Annotated in this window: 10 protein-coding genes; 2 read left to right on the forward strand and 8 right to left on the reverse strand. The window is 25.2% G+C overall.

All coding sequences use genetic code 4. From position 1 onward, the window contains the following. Nucleotide 1 precedes the first annotated feature (1 nt). A complete protein-coding gene (locus ACR34G_RS02120; RefSeq protein WP_436359171.1) occupies nucleotides 2-2680 on the forward strand; it encodes an N-6 DNA methylase in 2679 nt (892 codons plus the stop codon). Between the two features lie 10 nt (nucleotides 2681-2690). Continuing rightward, the gene (locus ACR34G_RS02125; RefSeq protein ID WP_436359173.1) at nucleotides 2691-3890 is read left to right on the forward strand and encodes a restriction endonuclease subunit S; all 1200 of its coding nucleotides are present in this window, start codon (nucleotides 2691-2693) and stop codon (nucleotides 3888-3890) included. A gap of 186 nt (nucleotides 3891-4076) precedes the next feature. On the opposite strand, the gene ACR34G_RS02130 is transcribed toward ACR34G_RS02125, so the two are convergent. From ACR34G_RS02130 to ACR34G_RS02165, 8 genes are read right to left on the reverse strand one after another with little or no spacing between them, the layout of a single operon-like run. Continuing rightward, nucleotides 4077-4715 (reverse strand): restriction endonuclease subunit S, encoded by a 639-nt coding sequence (locus ACR34G_RS02130; protein WP_436359217.1) that lies wholly within the window; start codon nucleotides 4713-4715, stop codon nucleotides 4077-4079. Between the two features lie 6 nt (nucleotides 4716-4721). After that, entirely contained in the window at nucleotides 4722-6578 is a 1857-nt protein-coding gene (locus ACR34G_RS02135; protein ID WP_436359175.1) for a hypothetical protein, read from the reverse strand. Nucleotides 6579-6581: 3 nt separating this feature from the next. Beyond that, nucleotides 6582-7922 (reverse strand): ABC transporter ATP-binding protein, encoded by a 1341-nt coding sequence (locus ACR34G_RS02140; protein ID WP_436359177.1) that lies wholly within the window; start codon nucleotides 7920-7922, stop codon nucleotides 6582-6584. Then, entirely contained in the window at nucleotides 7900-9123 is a 1224-nt protein-coding gene (locus ACR34G_RS02145; protein WP_436359178.1) for an ABC transporter ATP-binding protein, read from the reverse strand. Before ACR34G_RS02145 ends, ACR34G_RS02140 begins: the two co-directional genes overlap by 23 nt. Before the next feature lie 10 nt (nucleotides 9124-9133). Next, the gene (locus ACR34G_RS02150) at nucleotides 9134-10162 is read right to left on the reverse strand and encodes an ABC transporter permease (protein WP_436359180.1); all 1029 of its coding nucleotides are present in this window, start codon (nucleotides 10160-10162) and stop codon (nucleotides 9134-9136) included. A gap of 1 nt (nucleotide 10163) precedes the next feature. Then, the gene (locus ACR34G_RS02155; RefSeq protein WP_436359181.1) at nucleotides 10164-11219 is read right to left on the reverse strand and encodes an ABC transporter permease; all 1056 of its coding nucleotides are present in this window, start codon (nucleotides 11217-11219) and stop codon (nucleotides 10164-10166) included. 3 nt (nucleotides 11220-11222) lie between these two features. Continuing rightward, nucleotides 11223-14276, reverse strand: a complete 3054-nt coding sequence (locus tag ACR34G_RS02160; RefSeq protein ID WP_436359183.1) for an ABC transporter substrate-binding protein — start codon at nucleotides 14274-14276, stop codon at nucleotides 11223-11225. Nucleotides 14277-14288: 12 nt separating this feature from the next. Then, nucleotides 14289-19658, reverse strand: a complete 5370-nt coding sequence (locus ACR34G_RS02165; protein ID WP_436359184.1) for a PDxFFG protein — start codon at nucleotides 19656-19658, stop codon at nucleotides 14289-14291. Between the last annotated feature and the right edge of the window lie 262 nt (nucleotides 19659-19920).

A 19920-nucleotide genomic window follows, 5' to 3' on the forward strand; every position in this document is an offset into this window, starting at 1 on the left:
AATGGAACAAAAACAAAATAAAATCAAAGCAGTATCTTTTTGAACAACTCAAATTGATTATTTCATAAAAAATTGAAATATTTTTAGAAAATTAACAGCAACTGATTTTTACAAATTCAAACATCTAACCTTATATTTTGCTTTTTACAAATATCTTTCAAGAAAACAAGAAGTTTTTATGAAACAAAATTTAAAGATAGATGAAAATGCATTCAAGTATTTTGATTATTCTTATTTTAAATATAAATCATTATTCAGAAAAACTAAATATTTTAACTCTTTTGAAGAAATTAAAAACATTTACAAAACAGTTCAAAATGAACTTGGTTACTTCATTTTTAACGATAATTTATTTAGTACTTTATATAAAGAATATATGGCAAGTCATAGTTCAAATATTACTTTTGAAAAAATACTTGAGAGATTTGAACTCTTTCATAATCATATTAAAAAAAATGATAAATATACCTATTTATTTAGTGATATATTTTATATTTCTAAAAATGAAATTGAAAAAAACTGAAAAAATAAAAAAGATTTAAAAATGCTAATAGAAGAAGCAATATCTGTTGTTGAACTAATAAATATTGATTATCAAAACGATCATTTTATTTTTAAAGAGATATTTGAATTTTTAATTAGTGAATTTTCTGAAGAAAATAAAAATGCAAATGAAGGTTTTTATACACCTAATGATGCTTCAATTATAGTTTCAAAAATAGTTTTAGAAGATGTTAAAAATAAAGATGAACTTAAGATTTATGATCCAACAGCCGGAACTTCTTCTTTAATGTTAAATGTAGGTAAAACCTTTGAAAAATATAAAAATGAATCAGATTTAGTTCAATATAATGCAATTGAAATTGATAGTTGAAATTACAACATAAGTAGAATGAATTTTATAATTAATAATGTTGATTTTAAAAATTGAAAAATCAAAAATGCTGATTCATTTACCAGTTATTCACCAAATGATTTATATAAAACAAATAATCCTAAAGCAGATGTAGTATTATCACATATTCCTAATTCTAAAAGTTGAAATTCAGAAATATCTAAAAATTTCAACCCTTATTTTAAAGAATATGGTACACCACCTAAAACCAAAGCAGATTGAGCTTTTATTTTACAAGGTTTATACAATTTAGATGATGAAGGAATTATGGTTATTTTAGCACCAGAATCAATCTTAACAAGTGCTTCAGTAGAAAAAGAGATTAGAAAAAAACTTGTGCTTGAAAATCATTTAGACTCAATTATTTATTTACAAAATAAATTATTTTCTGGAACCTCCAACACTGATGTTTTATTAATCTTTAAAAAGAATAAAATAAATAAAGATATTTTTATGATTAATGCAACTAATTTATTTGTAAAATTAAACAATGATATTTGCAAATTAAGTCCTGATAACATTGAGAATATTTTAAATACTTATAAAGATAAAAAAGAAATCAAAGGATTTTCAAAACAGGTTTCTATCCAAGAAATTACCTCTAATAATTTTGATCTTCAAATTTCTAAATACATAACAAAAGAAGATGTTAACTCTTCCAATCAAGAATTTAATAAAATTCATAATTTACTAACAGTAGAAGACTTTAGACCTGTACAAAAATATTTTGATGAAATTAGTGGTTTACAAGATCAAATAGCAATTAAAGTAAATAATTCAGGTTATAAAATAGTTAATGCTGAAAAAATAACATTATTAGTTTTAGAGTCCAAAATAATTAAAAAAATAGAAACTAAAATGGAAAAAGTTAGAGAAAAAATCGTTGACTACTTTATTCCTTTTTTCACTGAAATCGATGAATTTCCAGAAAATTGAGAAGAAATTATTAAAAGTGAAATAGATAGATTTGCTAACGCTTCAATTAAAAACATTCCTTTTTTAGATAAGGAAAAATTAATGTTTGAATTACAAAAAGCAGTAGATGAATTTATTATTCCTGAAATATCTGTATTTAAAGAAAAAAGAAAAATGAATTTTGATAGATTAATGGATAGTTATATAAGAAAATTTTCAGAAGGAGAAAAAGAATCAGATCTTATTAATTTCTTATTAGTTATTTCTGTAGAAGCAGATGAAAATGCTGAAGATTTAATTCATATGAAAGAACTAAGAGACAAAATAGAAGAGCGAATGAACTCATTACTCTTAGAAATTTCTACTTATCCAGAATGTCAAACTTTATTTAAATCAAGTAAAATTAAAACAAGTGATTTAGAAAGAATTAAAAAACTTTTAAATCCTGCAAGCACTCAAACTGAAACAGAAAAAGAAATTAAATTCAAAATAGCTGAAGTTTATGATTATTTAAATTATCTAAGAAGACTTGACAACAATATTAGTTCTTTAGAAGAAACAATATTTCAAACTACTCTTGATTCTTTAAATGAAATTAAAAACTATCAAGAATTAATAAATTATCTTGCTTTTCAATGAGCCAATTATTTAACTGATTTAACAGTAAAAACAGAAAGTTATTTAACTCATGCAATAATTGAAGACTTAGAATTATTTGTTTCTAATAACAATGACAAATCTTTAAATTTTTTAGATAAAGATTATAAATGAGTCTTACCTAACTTAATACAAACAATGAAATTTCTCTCAACTATGCATGTACAAAAAGAAAAACTGGAATTTATTACAAAAATATTAAATAAACAATAAAAGGAGAAAAATGTCAAATAATACAAAAAATAATTTAGTCCCTTCTTTGAGATTCAAAGAATTTACTCACGCTTGAGAACAGGACGTCCTAGAAAATTTAGCAACAGTTTCAAACGGAAAAAGTAATACTCAAGATCAAAATGAAAAGGGAAAATTTCCTTTTTTCATAAGATCTGATTTTCCTGTAAAAAGCAAAAATTATTTATATGATAGAGAAGCAGTTATTACTGTTGGTGATGGGAATATAGGAAAAATTTTTCATTATATAAATGGAAAATTCAATTTACACCAAAGATGTTATCAAATTTTTGATTTTTTAGAGAAAAATAAGATTTTAGGAAAATATTTTTTTCATTATTTTTCTGCTAATTTTTATGAAAGAGCAATATCGATGTCAGCAAAAGGAACGGTAGATTCCTTGAGAATGACAACAATCACTGAAATGAAAATAAAGTTCCCAAATTTAAGAGAACAAACAAAAATAGCTAATTTATTAGAAACCGTTGATTCAATCCTTTCACTTCACAAGCGTAAGTATAATTTTCTAAAAAACATTAAAAACACATTACTTGACAAGATGTTTCCATCTCAAAATTCAAACATTCCAAGTATAAGATTCAAAGAATTTACTCACGCTTGAGAACAGGACGTTATGGAGAATATATATGCTTTTGGAAAGACAGGCGGAACTCCTTTAACTACAAATAAAAAATTTTATAATGGTAAAATTCCTTTTTTAACTATTAAAGATATAACAAATTCTGAAAAATATTTAACCGAAACAGAAAAACACATTTCTGAAGAAGGGATTGCTAACTCAAGTGCATGATTAGTTCCTAAAGATTCTTTGAACTTATCAATTTATGCATCTATAGGTAAAATCACTATAAATAAAGTAAATTTAGCAACTAGTCAAGCAATTTTTAGCATTATTTTAAAAGAAAAAGAGTTATTAGATTTTTACTTCTATAATTTAACTTATAAAAATTTTAAAAAACATTGAAATAAAGTTTTATCTACCGGAACACAGCCTAATTTAAGTTCAGAAACTGTTAATTCAGAAATAATTTTTAAATCAAAAGAAAATAAAGAAAATATTTTAGTAGGTAAACTTTTTACTTTAATTGATTCAGTCCTTTCACTTCACAAGCGTAAGTTAACAGCATTAGAAAATATAAAAGCAAAACTCTTAGAAAAAATGTTTGTTTAATACAAAAACTTAAAAAAGAATAAATTTATTTTTCTTATTTTATTAAAATGTACTATATCTTAAATAACATTAGTCCCTTAGAAAAAGGGATTTTTATTTTAAATTTACAAATTTTATTCTGTTTTATTTATTAATAATATTAATATCAATAAAACAATTAAGATTATTATATTTTTCATATTTATTCTATCTTTTTATCAAAAATATAGATACATTTATTAAAACTATATTTAATTTTTTAGAAATATTTAGATTTATAAGCATTTTTACACTATTTTTACAAAATCATTTTACCTTTTTAATCAATAGTCTTTTACGCTTGTGAAGTGAAAGGAGAGAGTCAAGATGTGTAAATAAATTGGCTATTTTTGTTTGTTCATTATAAGAAGGGGTTTTAAAAGGAAAAAGATTAATATCATCGTATACAATAAAAGGAATTCCACCATTTGATATCTTTTTTTGAACATCATTTCATAAGTTATTCCATAAATTAAAATAAAGGAAATCAATATTTAATTTTTCCGTTTTCAGCACATAAGTCCTTTGATAAGCATCAAATTTTCCTTTTGCTCTATGAATAAAACCCATACTAGCACCATTACCTGCTATAGTTACTGCATCACCTTCAAAACTCCATGAATTTATTTTAAAAATTTCTTTTCCTGATGTATAAAAATTATATTTTCCATTATTTTCCATACTATTTGCATTTAGTTTTCCATTTTGAATAGAAACTAAATTCCCTAGGTTGTCCTGTTCTCAAGTGATAGTAATTTTATGTTTAATTATTGAATTAAATAAAATAATCGCATTGAATGCGATTATCTTTTATTAAGGATTTAGTTTTTTAGTACCTTCGTATTCTGATTTTAATTCTGATAAATCAGCAGGAATATTTTTTTCTAATTCAGCTTTTCTATCTTTTGATTTCTTAAGAACTTCACCATCTAATGTTTCTCCACTTAAAGCTTCATAAACTTCTGAATAAAAATATCCATCAATTAATGCTTTATCTATTGTATAAAGTAATCTTGAAATTTTTACCTTCAATCCAATGGATATATCTGTTTTTAAAAAGTATTCTTTTGAACCTAAAAAATTAGAATTTAATGTATAAAATTCATCTAATATTTTACTTTTTAATTCAAAAATTTTATTTTTTATTGCTTTATCTTCACTAGTTAATGTATAAGTTCTATCCATAACTGGTAATCCAGAATTAATATATTCTTTTATTTTTCCAGTTCTATATGTTTCTACTTTGTACTCGCCTTTTTTGAATTCTGTAGAAGTTGTGACTTTAGTAGATGGTCTTGGAGATATTGAAAAGAAACCATTTGGATATTTTTTGGCACTATAGTAAAATAATTCTTTAATTTCTTTTTTATCGGGAAATTTGCTACTTTCTTCTTCGTTAGAATATTTTTGTAATTCAATATATGGTTTATATTTTTTAAATTCAATTAAGATATTTTGAGCCAGAACACTTAATTGTTTTTTATCTTTTGCTATTTTTTGAGATTCTGTTTCAAATTCTTTTGATTTTTCAGAATCATATCTATTTAATGTTTTTAATCTAGAATTAACTGTATTTTTTACACTAATTAACTCTATTTGATATTCTTCAATAACTTTATTTAAGAGTAAATCTAATTTTTCAAAAGTTGTAGCTTTTTCTTTTTCTGTTTTTAATGTTTTTTTAATAGATTCTTTATCTATTGTTTCAATTCAAGTAGAAACTAATTCTTTAAATTTATTAATAACTGCTTCATCTGTTTTTGTTAATGAAGATTTAATTTGTTCTATTACTTTAGATATTTCTTCGCCTGTTGAAGAATTAGAAATTTTTGCTTTATAGATATCTTTATCTGAATCATTTTGTAAAAAATCTAAAAATAAACTAAATAAAATTTCATTTCTTTCTTTAAATTCTAATAAATCTTTTTCATATTCTTCATTTAATAAAATTTCAAAATCAAAAGTTTCTGAATATTTTTTAATTTTAGTTAAATCTTCTTTTCATTTAGTTTTTCTTTTTTCTAATTTAAAAGAATTAATTTTATTAGTAAATTCTGATTTTTTTTCTGGATATTTAGTATTTTCGTTTTCTTTATCAATTGTAGCAATTAGTTTTGTTCTGAAATCTATTATTTTTTCTTCATTTGTTAAAGAAGTTAATTCTTCTTTTTTAGTTTTTTGTTCTTGTTCACTTAAAATGGATATTCATTTTGTTTCTATTTCTGATTTTAAACCTTGCAAGTATTCTTTAATTTCTTTTTCAATTTCTTTTAATTTTGAATAATTATCTTTATTGGATAAAGAATTGATTGTTAATTCATTTTTCTTTATAATGTCAGAAATTTTTTCATCAATATCAGTTCTTAGATTTTTATAAAATTCTTCTGTGATTTCAGAAATTTTATTTTGAATTTCATTTGAAATTTCATTTAATTCATCAATTGTTTTTGAATCTTCTATTTTTTTAGTAAATTTTAATTTATCTTCTTCTGATAAAATATCTAATTTTAACTTTTCTTCATTTTTCTTATTAGATAGTTCTTCATTTTCTTTTACTGGTTCTTTTTTTTCAACATTACATGATAAAAAAGAAAGAACAGGTAAAGAAGAAATGGTTGTTAGAGCACTTAATAAAAGTAATTTCTTCTTTTTATTTTGTTGTTGTTTCATATTTTAATATATTCCTTTTTTTCAATTTTCGATCTCTTCTTCTGTTCCAAGAACATAGTGATCGTCATTTATTTTAATTCATTCTGGTTGATTAGTTTCAGAATAATTATGCATATTAATATCATATACATATCCTATTAGACTTCCTTTTTTACCTTCAATTGAAGGAACAGCATCTAATAAACTTTTGGTATAAGGGTGTAATGATTTATTCATTATTTCTTCGGTTTTACCAATTTCAAGAATTCTACCTTTATTCATTACAGCAATACGGTCAGAGATATACTCTACCATTCTTAAATCATGAGCAATGAAAAGAATGGTTAAATTATATTTATCTTTTAAGTCGTTAAAGATATTAACAACTTGTGCTTGAATCGAAACGTCTAAAGCAGAAATTGGTTCATCTGCTACAAGTAATTGTGGTCGTAAAACTACAGCTCTTGAAATTCCAATTCTTTGTTGTTGTCCACCACTAAACTCTAATGGGTATCTTGGTAAAACAGAGTCATCAAGTCCTACTGATTTTAAAATTTCTTTAACAAGTTCACTTCTTGCATCTTTTTCTGAAATTTTGTTTTTCTCTTCTCTTTCTGTTTTATAAAAATTAAGTTTTTCTAAAACTTCAAGATCGTTATTGTTATTTAATTTAGTAGCTAATTGGTTATAAAGAAAATCAAAAGCTAAAGATGAATTTTCTAAAATGTTTAAATCTAATTCTTTTTCAAAAAGTAAATATTCTTTTAAAGAAGCAGAATTTTTAGATTTTAATAAAGCATAAATTTCTTTTTTAACATCTTGATCGAAGTTAAGTAAGTAAATTTCTTTAGCATTTTTAGCGTTGATTAACCCTTCTGAGACTACTTTTTCAACAGTAACGTGCGGATTTAAGGAGTTAGCTGGATCTTGGAAGATCATTTGTACTTTATTAACTAAAAAGTTTTCTATTTCTTTATAGTTTTTTAAAGATTTACCGACTTTGAATCCTTTTTGCATTTTTTTAGGTAAAACTTTATCTAATAAAGTAATTTGTCCAAAAGAATAAGGAACAAGACCTACTAAAGATTTTCCGATTGTACTTTTACCAGAACCAGATTCACCTACAAGTCCAAGTACTTCACCTTTATAAATGTTTAAATTTATGTCTGAAACAGCACGAAATGCTTTAGAACCACTTCCGTAAGTAATGTCAACATTACGCATTTTTAAAAGGATTTCTTCGTTATGTTTTGGAGATAACATATCTTCTAATCCTTTTAAATTCTTTCTAACTACTTTAGATTTTACAAAAGGGTTTTTCTTAATTGTATACACTGATTCACTATGATTGTTGTTTGTTTTCATTTAAAAAATCCTTTCATATTTTTAAAATAGTTTTTGGTGGATTGTATTTTGGAGCATTTTTATCTAAAAGTGCTGATTTAACTCTGTGAGTTTCAGAAACAAAGTAAAAATCAGGTTCTATTTCAAAGTCTCTTGCTAAAGCATAATCATTTCTAATCGCAAAAGCATCTCCTTTAATATTATTTAAATTAGAAGGAACACTTCCACGAATAGTAGCAAGTCTTTCTCCTTTATTTAAATCAGGCATACTGAGAATTAATCCTCATGTATAAGGGTGTTGTGGGTATTTAAGAATTTCTGTTGCAAGTCCTTCTTCAATGATTTGACCTGCATACATAATAGAAATATAATCAGCAATAGAAGCAACAACACCTAAATCGTGAGTTATAAAGACAATTGCTAATTTTAGTTTTTCTTGTAAGTTTTTGATAACATCAAGCACAAGCGCTTGTACTGTTGGATCCAGTGCGGTTGTTGGTTCATCCATTACTAAAATTTTAGGTTCAAGTGCAACAATAGCAGCAATTACAACTCTTTGCACCATTCCACCTGACATTTCGTGTGGATATAATTTCATAACTGCTTCTGGATCATTAATTTTTGTTAATTTTAAGAACTCGACAGCTCTTTGGTAGGCTTCTTTTTTGTTTTTAACAATTTTATTTAAAAGCATACCTTCCATAATTTGTGCTCCAACTTTCATAGTTGGATTTAAAGTAGACATTGGGTTTTGAAATACAGCTGAAACAATTCTGCCTCTAAAGTGAGATTTTTCTCAGTCTTTAAGAGAGAATTTTTCAACATTGTTGTTATATAACTTGATTTCACCTGAATCAATAACAGCGTTATTTCCTGGTAATCCGTATAATAATGATGTGATTACTGATTTACCAGAACCTGATTCACCAATGATTGCATGAACTTTTCCTTCATAAATTTTTAGTGAAGTTCCTCTTAAAACCTTATTTTTTTCTCCAGGTCTTGCTGGGTTTAAAAATGATAGATGAATATTATTAATTTCAGCAGCAATTTTAAGTTGTTTACCATCTTTAAAAGATTGATATTTTACATTTTTAGAGATTTTATTAAAATCAAATTGACTCTTATTTTTTTTGTTTTTAAAGAATAATTTTACTTTTCTTTTAAGTTTATTTTTCTTTCTTTTTAATCTTGAACGAAGGATTTTTAAATTCTTTTGCATACTGTTTTTCCTATCTTTGTCTTCTTAAAGAGTCTTGAATACTTGAACCGATTAATTGCACACTTGTGGTAATTAAAATTAAGAATGTTGAAGGTACAAAAACATATCTTAAATAATTAGGGAAATCTTTTTGACCATCGGATATTAAGTTTCCAAGTGTTGGAATATCTTCAATAGCAAGACCAATGAATGATAATGAAGTTTCTGATAAAACAACTCCAGGAATTGTAAATACAAGTTGTGTAATTAAAATTGGTAAAATCACTGGTATATAATTTAATAATATTTTATAAGTAGGAGTTCCTAAAACTTTAGAAGCTGAAACTCATTCAAAGTTTTTTGCTCTTTTTACTTGAGCTCTAATTTGGTTTGCCATTCCTGTTCATGAAGTTAAAGAAAGTGAAAGTGCAATAACTCAAAAAGTAGGTTTAGCAACAATAGTAATTAAAATTAAGATTAAGATTGTTGGAACAACAGATAAAATCTTAATTACAAAAGTTAGAAACTTATCAAATTTGTCAAATTGTCCCATCATTATTCCAAAAGTTAATCCTATTATAACTTCAATAAAAGTTACAACAAGAGCTAATAATAGAGAATATCTTAAACCATGTCATAATCTTGCTCAGTAATCTCTTCCAAGATTATCTGTTCCAAAAAAGTGGTAAATTCCTTCTGAATCTGTTTGATTAAAGGTTAATGATCTATTATTAACATCACTAAAATTAGGATCTAATGTGGTAAAAGGTAAAATAAGAGCTAAGATGATTAAGATAAAAATAATCATAAATCCTAAAACTCCAGATGAGTTGTTAGAATAACGATAAACAAATTCTTTAAATTTTTTAGTTTGTGGTTTTAATTGTGAATCTGTGTGATATTCAAAAGCTTTTCCAATAAGTTTTCAAGCTTGATATTCAAATGGTTTTAAAACTGGATTGGGAGCCATTTTTAATGACTCTCTATCAATTTGATCCATTTCTTTTACTTTATTATTTTTATTATTGATTTTTTGTTTAATTTTACTAAAAAGCGACATTCTACGCTCCCTTTCTTCTTATTCTTGGATCAATTACTTCGTATAAAATATCACGAGTAGCATAAGAAATAATTGTTAAGAAAGAGAAAATAATAATCAAGAATAAAATAACATTATAATCTTTAGTTTGAATGGCTTGTAGTAAAGTTGCTCCAGAACCAGAAATAAAGAAGATTTGTTCGATAAACACACTTCCAATAAATGAACCGAAAATAACAGCAGGGAAGAATGTTGCAATTGGGAATAAAGAAGGTTTTAATGCGTGTTTTCACACAAAACGACTTTTAGATAGCCCTTTTAAATAAGCAAATTTTGCATGCACTGAATTTAATTCTCTATTAAGTTCAGTTCTTATATATTTAATATATACAATAATACTTCCTAGCGATAATGCAAGTCCTGGTAAGACGTATGTTAATAAATCTTTGTGATCAAAGATGTAAGGTAAGTGAACTAGTCTTCCTAAAAATACTAAAATTAATGCAAAGATAATTGAAGGAACAGAAGAGAAAATACTTACTAATATGGTTGAAACATTATCTAAAATTCCTCCTGGATTTTTTCCAACTCAAATTCCTATAGAAATACCAATAGAAACAGTTAGAAAGACTGAAAAAATACCAACTAAAAAGGATTTATAGAATCTTTCTCAAATAAAGGAATTTATTTCTTGACCTGGGAAAAGCGATAATGAAATTCCAAAATCACCTTTAAAAATTCCACCTAAATAGTTGAAATATCTTTGTCAAATTGGTAAATTGAGTCCATATTTAATTTCAACTGTTTTTCTTGCTGATTCATCAAGTCCTGCTGTTAAAGTATTAGAACCAGGAACGGCGTTTATTAAAAAGAAAGTGATTGTTATAACTATTAAACCAATGATAAAAAACTCTAATATTATTTTTAAAAATCTTCATAAAGTTTTTAAAAAAGGAGAATCCATTGCTAAAAGTTTATCTTTTAATGTTAGTTTTTTATTTCTACTGTGAGTAAAATAAACTAAATTATTATCATAATAAACAGTTTTATTATTTTCTTTTTTCTTTATAAATTCCATATTTTAGTCTCTCTTTCTTGGTAATCCAGCAAGTGGTGGATTAGTATAGTCATAAGCATATTGTAAAGCAAAGGTGTATAGTGAACTAACCCCTGCAATTTTAGTAATTTCTCAGTTAGTATCAACTTCCATTAGTGGAACTACAAAAGCACCATCTCTTATTATTTTTTCTAATTCTCCTATGAAAACATAAACGTATTCTTGTGTTCATCCTTGATGTAGTTCATCGGTTGTAAAGTTTCCTGAAAAGAATGCAGCAATTCTATCTGAATAAGTACTTCTGTTTTCTGTATTTGTTTGTAAAGCAAGTTCTATAAATTTGTTTCAAAAATCAAATTTAACTTTAGAAATATCAATACTTTGATTGAAAGCAAGTCTAGTTTTTGTATCATTAGTTAACTTAGCAATTTGTTCAACTATCATTTCATTAGTTATTAAATTAATGTACATTCTTTTTAATCTTCCATATTTAATATTTTCATTTCTAGTTAAAAAGTATTCTAAAGCATTTTTAGCAAATTTAACATTATAAACGCTTTTATGTTCTAATTTTTCTAAATCTTTAGCAACTTGTTCTGCATATTTATTGCTAAAACTAGAAATTTCTAAATTGCTAATGGAATCTTTATTTTTTAATTTATTAAATTCTTCACTAATGTTATTATTAATATATTGTTGAATTTTTTGAAGATATACATTTAAAGCTTGTGTAATTTTTTCTCTATTATTTCCTTTATAATCGGATTTTTCTAACACTAAATCAGCTATGTATTCTGCATAAGTATATGAACCAACCGGATTGTCTTTGAAAGCAATATTTTTTTGTGATATAGAATCAATTTCATCAGTAAAGAAGAATACAGAAACATAATCTTGAGCACCACTTCCACCAATTTTGTCATAATTTTGATAAATTATGTCATATTTACCTTCTTCTATAAAGGAAGCAAAGGTGTTTTCAGGAAGACTTTTAATTTCTAAATCCACATAACCATTGAAAGCTTTGTTTAAAGATTCTTTTAAAAATAAACCTGCTTTTTTCTGTTCATCTGATGAGTTATTTAAAAATGTTAAGTACACTTTTTGTAGATTTGGATGTTTTGCTTTGAAACGTTCTATATAGTATTTTGCTGTATTAACGTCATAAGCAAGATCGCCTCTAACAGTTTTTTCAAAGGTGTAACCTTTTGATAAATGCACTAAAAAGTCATAATTTAAAAGGTTAAATTCTTTTTTGTTTTTAGCTTTTGAATTTAAATCACTAAAGTAAGTTTCAATGTTTTTTCCATCAAAAGTTCTGTATTGTCCATAGGAAGTTCAAGTATTTACAGGGAAAGAGAAATCTCAACCAACAAATTTAATTGCATCTTCTCTATTTACAGCAAAATAAATTGCATTTCTTAAATCTTGATCTTGAATGTAACTAGATGCATTTGTTTCATTATCTAAGTTAAATCCAAAAGCGATTGTTCCATAACCTTGATTTTTATTTAAATATTGTTTATATTCTTCATTTGATCAATACTTATTAATTTTGGAAGCTGGAATGTATGTTTGTGAAACATAACCATCTTCAAAAAAGGTTGCGTTAGTATTTCTATCAGTTGAAAAATAAATTTTTATTTTGTTAGTAATGGTGTTTTTAGCATCATAATAGTCTTTATTTTTTTCTAAAACTATTTGTCCTTGTGGTCCTAAAATAATATCATCTTTATTCATATTGAAAGGTCCACTTGTTAAAAATTGTTTAGTATCTGAACCGAATTTATCAATTCCACCAGCAACAGTTTCAATATATTTTCTATTTGCTGGATATAAATTCATAAAAATATTTTGAAGTAAATAACTTAAGTTGGGAGTTTTATTTTCATCAAAAATTGCAGTAAAACTGTTTTCACTATTTGCAACTTGATTATATTTAGTTTTTATTTTGTTATCTGAAAGTGAAAATTCTTGATAAGGATTAACAAAAGGATTTGCTACTAAAGTCACTGTTTTAAACTTATCTGCTTCTTTAGTTGCATTTGCATCTACTAAAATTTTAAAAGTTTGATTATCTTTTTTATCTTTATTCGGAATAAAGAAAGAAGGATTGTGTTCTAAGTTTTTTTCAATTTCTTCGTTAGTATAATCTAAAAATAATTGACCTGTGTAAAATCCAAAATCAAGAGCAGCTGCTTTAATTTCTTCAATTTCTTTTGTATCTAAAGGTTCGCCATTTTCGTTTTTGACTTGAGATTCTCAAACTTTTTGATTTGGATCTTGAATTCATTCCTTTTTATCGTTTAAAATGTATTTTCTACGACCTCAAGGATTTTTATAATTCTCATTAAACTTTTGTAAATAGTCTTTTTGAGCGTTAATAAATCTTTCAGCACTTCTAAAACCATATTTTTTAACTTGATCTAGTCTTTGTGAACCGGTGTTTAAGTCTAAAATATATTCTAGATAGTCTCTTAAATCTTGAGCATTTATAACATCCTTATTACTTCATAAATTTTGTTTATTATTTAAAGAACCTGTAAAAGCGAAATAGTTATTTGAGTTTTTAGGACTTCTAAAACCATAAATTGATGCACCTCTTCTTAAATCACCTAATGATCCTTTACCAAGACCACCAACAAACCCAAAATCAGCTAATCTTAAAAATGATCCAGTAACTCTTCCATAACCATCAGTTTGCTCTAATTCTCCTTTATTTTTAAAGAAATCATTGAAATTATTAGAATCATTACCATTAGCATCTTTAGTATTACTTGTATCAATCATAACCATATTAAAATCATTAACACGAATAATTGACTTTAAACTAGAAGTGGGTCCTGATTTAACAAAAGGATCAATTAAAGCAGGTAAAATTTTGTCCATTGATTTATATCTAATGTAGTTTAAGTTGTTAATTGGTTCAGTTGCTAAACCAAAGTCATAATTTTTCTTACTTACTGTTGAAGAATGTTGATTTTCATTATTTGTTGAACAAGAAATAATAGATAAACTTAAAGTTGATGATAAAACTAAACCTGAAATTAATAGATTCTTATTAAATTTTTTTCTCATATTTCTCCTTTATTATCCTGTTATATTGAACTGGAAGTCAATATCTATTATTGCTTTATTTTCTTTTGTTTTATCTTTATAAATTTTTATTGAAGATTGTGTATCTGTTTTTCCGTTTTCAGAAATTACTTCTAAATCACCAAGTGATAATTCTTCCACAAATTCGTTATTTTCATCAACAAATTCCACAAAATATTTGTGTTTTGGTTTTAGTAAGGTATCACGATATTTAGCCATAATTGCATAGTCTGAAACTCATGAAGAGTAACCTAAGTCTGCTAAAGTAACTTTGGAACTTTCATCACCTAGTTTTGATAAATAAAATAAATTATTTGTATCTTTAAAATTAACATCTAGATATTTAATTTCTTTTGTAATAACATCAGTAAATCTAATTTTTTTGATTTTATTTGCTTTTTCATTTTTTACAAAACCATAAAGAACAACAGCATCTTTTTCTTTATTTCTAAATAATCCTGAAATGTTTCTACTTCCTACTCCGTAGTTTAAAATTTGAGAGACAAAGAATGCTTTTGCTCTTGTATTAATTTTATTTCCATCAAAGTCTTTTAATCTGATTGAATCATCCACTATTTCGTTTCTATTTTCATCATATAACTCTAAACCAATTTTTTCTTTTTCAACTGTATCTTTGAAATATCCATTATTTCTTGTAATGAATCTTCCAAAATAAGAAGAAGTTCTATCTTCATTTCTTGGTGAGAAGGTAGTTCTAGAAATGTATGACCCATAAACTTTGTTTTTAATGTCAATAACTTTTTTGAATCTTTTATTTGTTAAGTCGCTATTTTGCTCATTAATTTTGTTAATTTGTTCTCTTAATTTTTCTATTAATTTTTTACCTTCTTCTTCTTTATCTCCTGTGTAAGTTGTTGCTATTAGTAAAATTTGTTCTACAAAAGACTTAGCCAAATCTTTTAATCTGTCTATTTGATTTGAAATTTCAACATAAGTATCTTTTGTTTTTGGTAAATATTCTTCGAATTTTAATGATCTCCCAGCTTGAGTAATACTTGAAGAAGAGTTGTTAAAATTATTTTTTCTGTCATTTCAAATTTTTAATTTAGTTGCATCGACAATATAGTCTAAACCAGTAGTTGCTTCATTTAAATTACTCAAATATCCAGGTAGATTACCAAAATCTTTAAAACTTGGAACATAAGTTGTTTGTACATAATCTCTTGTTAAAGTTTCAGCAATGTTGTAAATATAATCTGTAAATTTATCACCAATAGATGCTTCAACTCTGGAAAGATTATAGTTAAGAACATCAGAACTTGGTTGCCCGCTATTGAATTCATTAAAGATGACATCACCTAAAGTTATTTGATTGATTAGTCCATTGTTATTTCAAGTTATAATATTTCCTACAAGTAAATATAAATCTTGAGAATTAACATTAGCTAATATTTGATCAATATTTTCTCGTTTACCTAAAATTTTAGTAACGTATTCTTTTAAAATTGTTTGCAATTTATTTGCATCATATTTTATATATTGTTCATCTTTTGAATATTTACTTAAATCATAAACAAGACCTGTTTTAAATGAAGAACTTAAAAAGGAAATTCCGTATTTTTCTGAAAAAATAGCTTTATTTTGTTCTAATTCAGTTAGTGGATTAAAGTCTTTAATTGCTAAAAAGTAATGACTTTTTCTAAATCTAAACATCATTTCATTAGCAATTACTTGATCATCACCATTTTGAATCATTTCTTTTGTTTTAGCACTTTCGGCAGAACTTTTTAGTAATTCTTCTTTAAATTTATTGAGATCAAATTTAGTTTTAACATAATCAATATTTCAGTTAAACACTGCACTTTCTTTGCCTGTTGCAACATCTTTGGTTACAGAAACTAAAGTTGCTTTGGAATAATCTAATGAAGCAAATTCAAAGAAGTTTTTAAAGTTATTAAATACAACAGTATTATATTCAGTTGCAGTTGTAGAAATGTTTAGTTTTTCTAATGAAGAATTGAATGCTTCATAAAGGGAAATTCCGTTTCTTTTGTCATCAAAAATGTTATCTTTAGTATTAAATCCAATTTTTGTTATTAATTTAGCTAATTCAGCATCATTATTTTTAGTAAAAGCATCATTGATAGCAACGTGATCTGATACTTTATTTTGATCGTTTATAAAGACAAAATCAGCACTTTGTAATATATTGGTTGAACCTAAAATTCTTGTTCCTTCTCTTGCGAAAACCATTAAAGGATTAATTTGTAATTTTCCTTCAAGATTAAGTTCAAATCGTTCAAGAGCGTTTTTTAAGTTAGATTCAATATTACTTGTATAAACACTTGTTAAAAATCTTGATTCTGCTCTTGCTACATTTGGGAAAGTGAAACGAACATCACTGGAATAATTGTCTCCATTTTTAGTAACAAAACTTAAAACATTGGTTAATTGTCCTTCATAACCACGATTTGAGTTAATTAGATCAACAAAAGCTTTTGCTCCTTTTAAAGTGTCTTTAATTTGGTTTGCAAGTGAATCTGAACTATTTAAAGCAAAATATTCTTTTGCTTTTCTTGGGTTATTTTCAGCTGTTACTACGTTGTATTCAGGATTTAGTTCATCATTTGCACTTCTGTTAATAATGTTATTTGCAATATTATCAGTATCATATGCATTTAAAACATTTCTAAGATTTGGAGAAACAACTCCACCAAGTGAAGAACTTAAATCATTTCATCCACTTTGAGAGAATCTTCTAATTACTGCATTTTCAATCGCTGTTTTAATTTCCTGTGTTTTTGCTGTTATAAAGTCTAATGTAGCTTTATCAAGTGGTTCATTTAAAGGAACATTAATAACAGGAGAACCATCATTGTTAAACATTTTAATTTCTCTTGCATAAGTGATAGTTTGATTGTTTTCTTTCACTTCTTCTAATTTAACAACTTCTAAAGTAAAATCAGTTTCTGCAGCATTTAAAGTTACAATTTCTGAAAGTTTTTTCCCTTTACCATCTTTAAGTTCGCTAAGAATATTTTTTAGAGAAATTTCTTCTAATTTATATACTTGTTTTTTAGTTCCATTAACATCGGTTTCTTTTTTAGCAAATGCTTTGGTGTTTCCTGTAATAAATGGGTTTAAGGTTCCTGAATTTTCATCAAAGGAATTAGCTAAAAATAAATCTTTAAGATCAACTTTTCTTTCTTTAGCAGCTTCCATAAGACCTTCAAAAGTTTGTAAAAATCTTCTTTTGGTATTTTTTGCTACTTCAAAAATACTTGCTTTTGGATTTGCATCTCCTCAAATTTCATCATCAGTTTCTAAATGTTCTACACCATCTTTTTGTAAGTATTTAAATCTTACATATTCACCTTTTGCAGAAGGTTTTCCTAATGCGTTTACTCTTTCTATAGATAAATTAGTTCTTGCAAGTAAGTAATTTTCTAAACCTTTGTATGAATAGTATGAAGAAATATTAATTCCACCTCTTGTTGATAATCCACCAACAATTAAAGCATTTTCATTATTATTTAAAGCTTGATTTTGCTCTAAAGTAAAGTGGTGTCCGTATTCATGAGCTGTTACGTATTTTAAAAAGTCAATGGAAATACCTTTAAAGTTTTCAATAGTAGCGCCTAAAACTAAAGGTAAACCGATTCTATCGGTGTGTTGTAATCCATAATATTCTCCATCAGTAAGAGAATATTCATAATATCCTTTTTCATTCAGTTTTTTCTGTATATGTGGTCCAAATTGTCTTTTTAATAAGTGTGGATATTTTTTAGTTACTTTTTCAATTAATCCATTATAAGTTTCATAATAAACTTGATAATTTCTTGAATCCATTCCTTTTAAGTCTTTACCATTTTCATCTTTTAGTCCTAAATTTTCTGGACCATATGAAATGGTAATAGGGTTAATTGAACCTTGGTAACCAATTGCTTCTTTAAATTCAATAAATTGTTCATGAGCAGCATCTGACATATTTTTAGATTCATAAATTATAGTTTCATCTTGGTTATTATTACTTAAAGTAACGTGTAATTTTCCATCAATAACTTCTAATTTTTTAACTGTATATTCCTTTAAGTTATTTTTAATTTCATCACTTAAAGATGCATAGTTTTTTAGTGCATCATTATTATTTAATGCTTCTATTTTATTTTTATAGAAAAAGGTTTTTCCTGCATTTGTAAATTTATAAAGTTTTTTATTTTCATATGCTTTTATGTCATAAAAATCTAAAAAGTGTACAATTTGAGAATCAATAGTTTCTTTTAATAATTGATAAGTTAAAAGTCATTTATTACTAATTTCTCCTTCTGACATTCTAAAGTTTACAACTTCATTTTTAGATGAATTTAACACTTTTAAACCTAAAGCTAAAATTGGATTACTATCGTTTAATTCAGAAGAAATAGTTGATATTTGAACTTTTTCAAGAGCTGAAAAAGCAATATTTTCCTTTTCTAATGAGTGTTTTTTCAGTAATTCTTTAAATTGCTGTTCACTAATATTTTTATCAAAAAGTAAGGTTCCTCTTCCGTTTTCACCTTCTTCACGATTTATATATGCTAAAAACTCTTTATCTTTTAATTTAGAAGGAATGTTTAAAGAGAGAAAGGCGTTATCATTAGCATTATGTGCAATTGAATTTTTAATAGCACTTGCTAAAGGTATGCTTTGTAAAAAGGTGTCAACTGTCTTTTTATTTTCAAGATTTCTAAATGCTAAATAAGCTAGAGAATCTGAAGCGTTTCCTGAACCTGAAAGTTCTGAATATAAAGGCATTGAACCGAAAAATGCATCAGGGAAAAATTTAATTTCACTAACTTCTTTATTTAAAGTAGTATGAGAACCTAAAGTAATAGCATTACCATTTTGTTCTACTCCTGGAACTAATCTAAAACTTTCAAGGGTAACTAAATCAGGTCCTCAAGATACATTTTTAAAGAATCATTTTGTAAATTCAATAAACTGCTCTGGTTGCACTGCTAAAACGTATTCATCATAAAAACTAAATGAACCATATTTAACTTCTAAAATAAAGCTTTCTTCATATTTTTGATAGTATTTTTTAAAAAATGTATCAAAATCGTATTTTTCTTTTGGATTTTCTTTAAATCAAAATTCTGTTCCGTTTTCATTTAAAAATGCAACGTCTTTTTTCTTTAAAGGATCTTTGATTGCTAAAATAGGTTTTAAATTCCTATTTTCATCATAAATTTTTGAATAATCATTTTTTAAATCTTCTTTACTTAAATTAGAATTAGATCCATTTACTTCATCTGAAAGATAACTGTGCAGAAAAACACCACCGATTGCAGCCGTTGAACCTCCTACAATAATTCCAGCAGAAATTAATACTTTAGCAGTTAAACTCAATTTCTTTTTTAACATTTTCTCTCTCTTTCTTTTTCTAAAAAATAAAATCTTTATTAAAAATCAGAACCCTAATTTCTAATAAAGATTTTATTAATATTTAATTTAAAATTATGTGTATTATAAATTCATTAATAATATTTTTACAGAAATTAACCATATAAATAAACATTAGTATTTTTTTTACCAAAAAATACTTTTTTCATCGCAATAGTTTTTAATGAACGTTTATTCATGATAAATTCCTTTCTTTTATATTAATATGTTAAATTATACACTT

Source organism: Mycoplasma sp. 480 (assembly GCF_051353065.1).
GTDB lineage: Bacteria > Bacillota_I > Bacilli_A > Mycoplasmatales > Metamycoplasmataceae > Mesomycoplasma_A.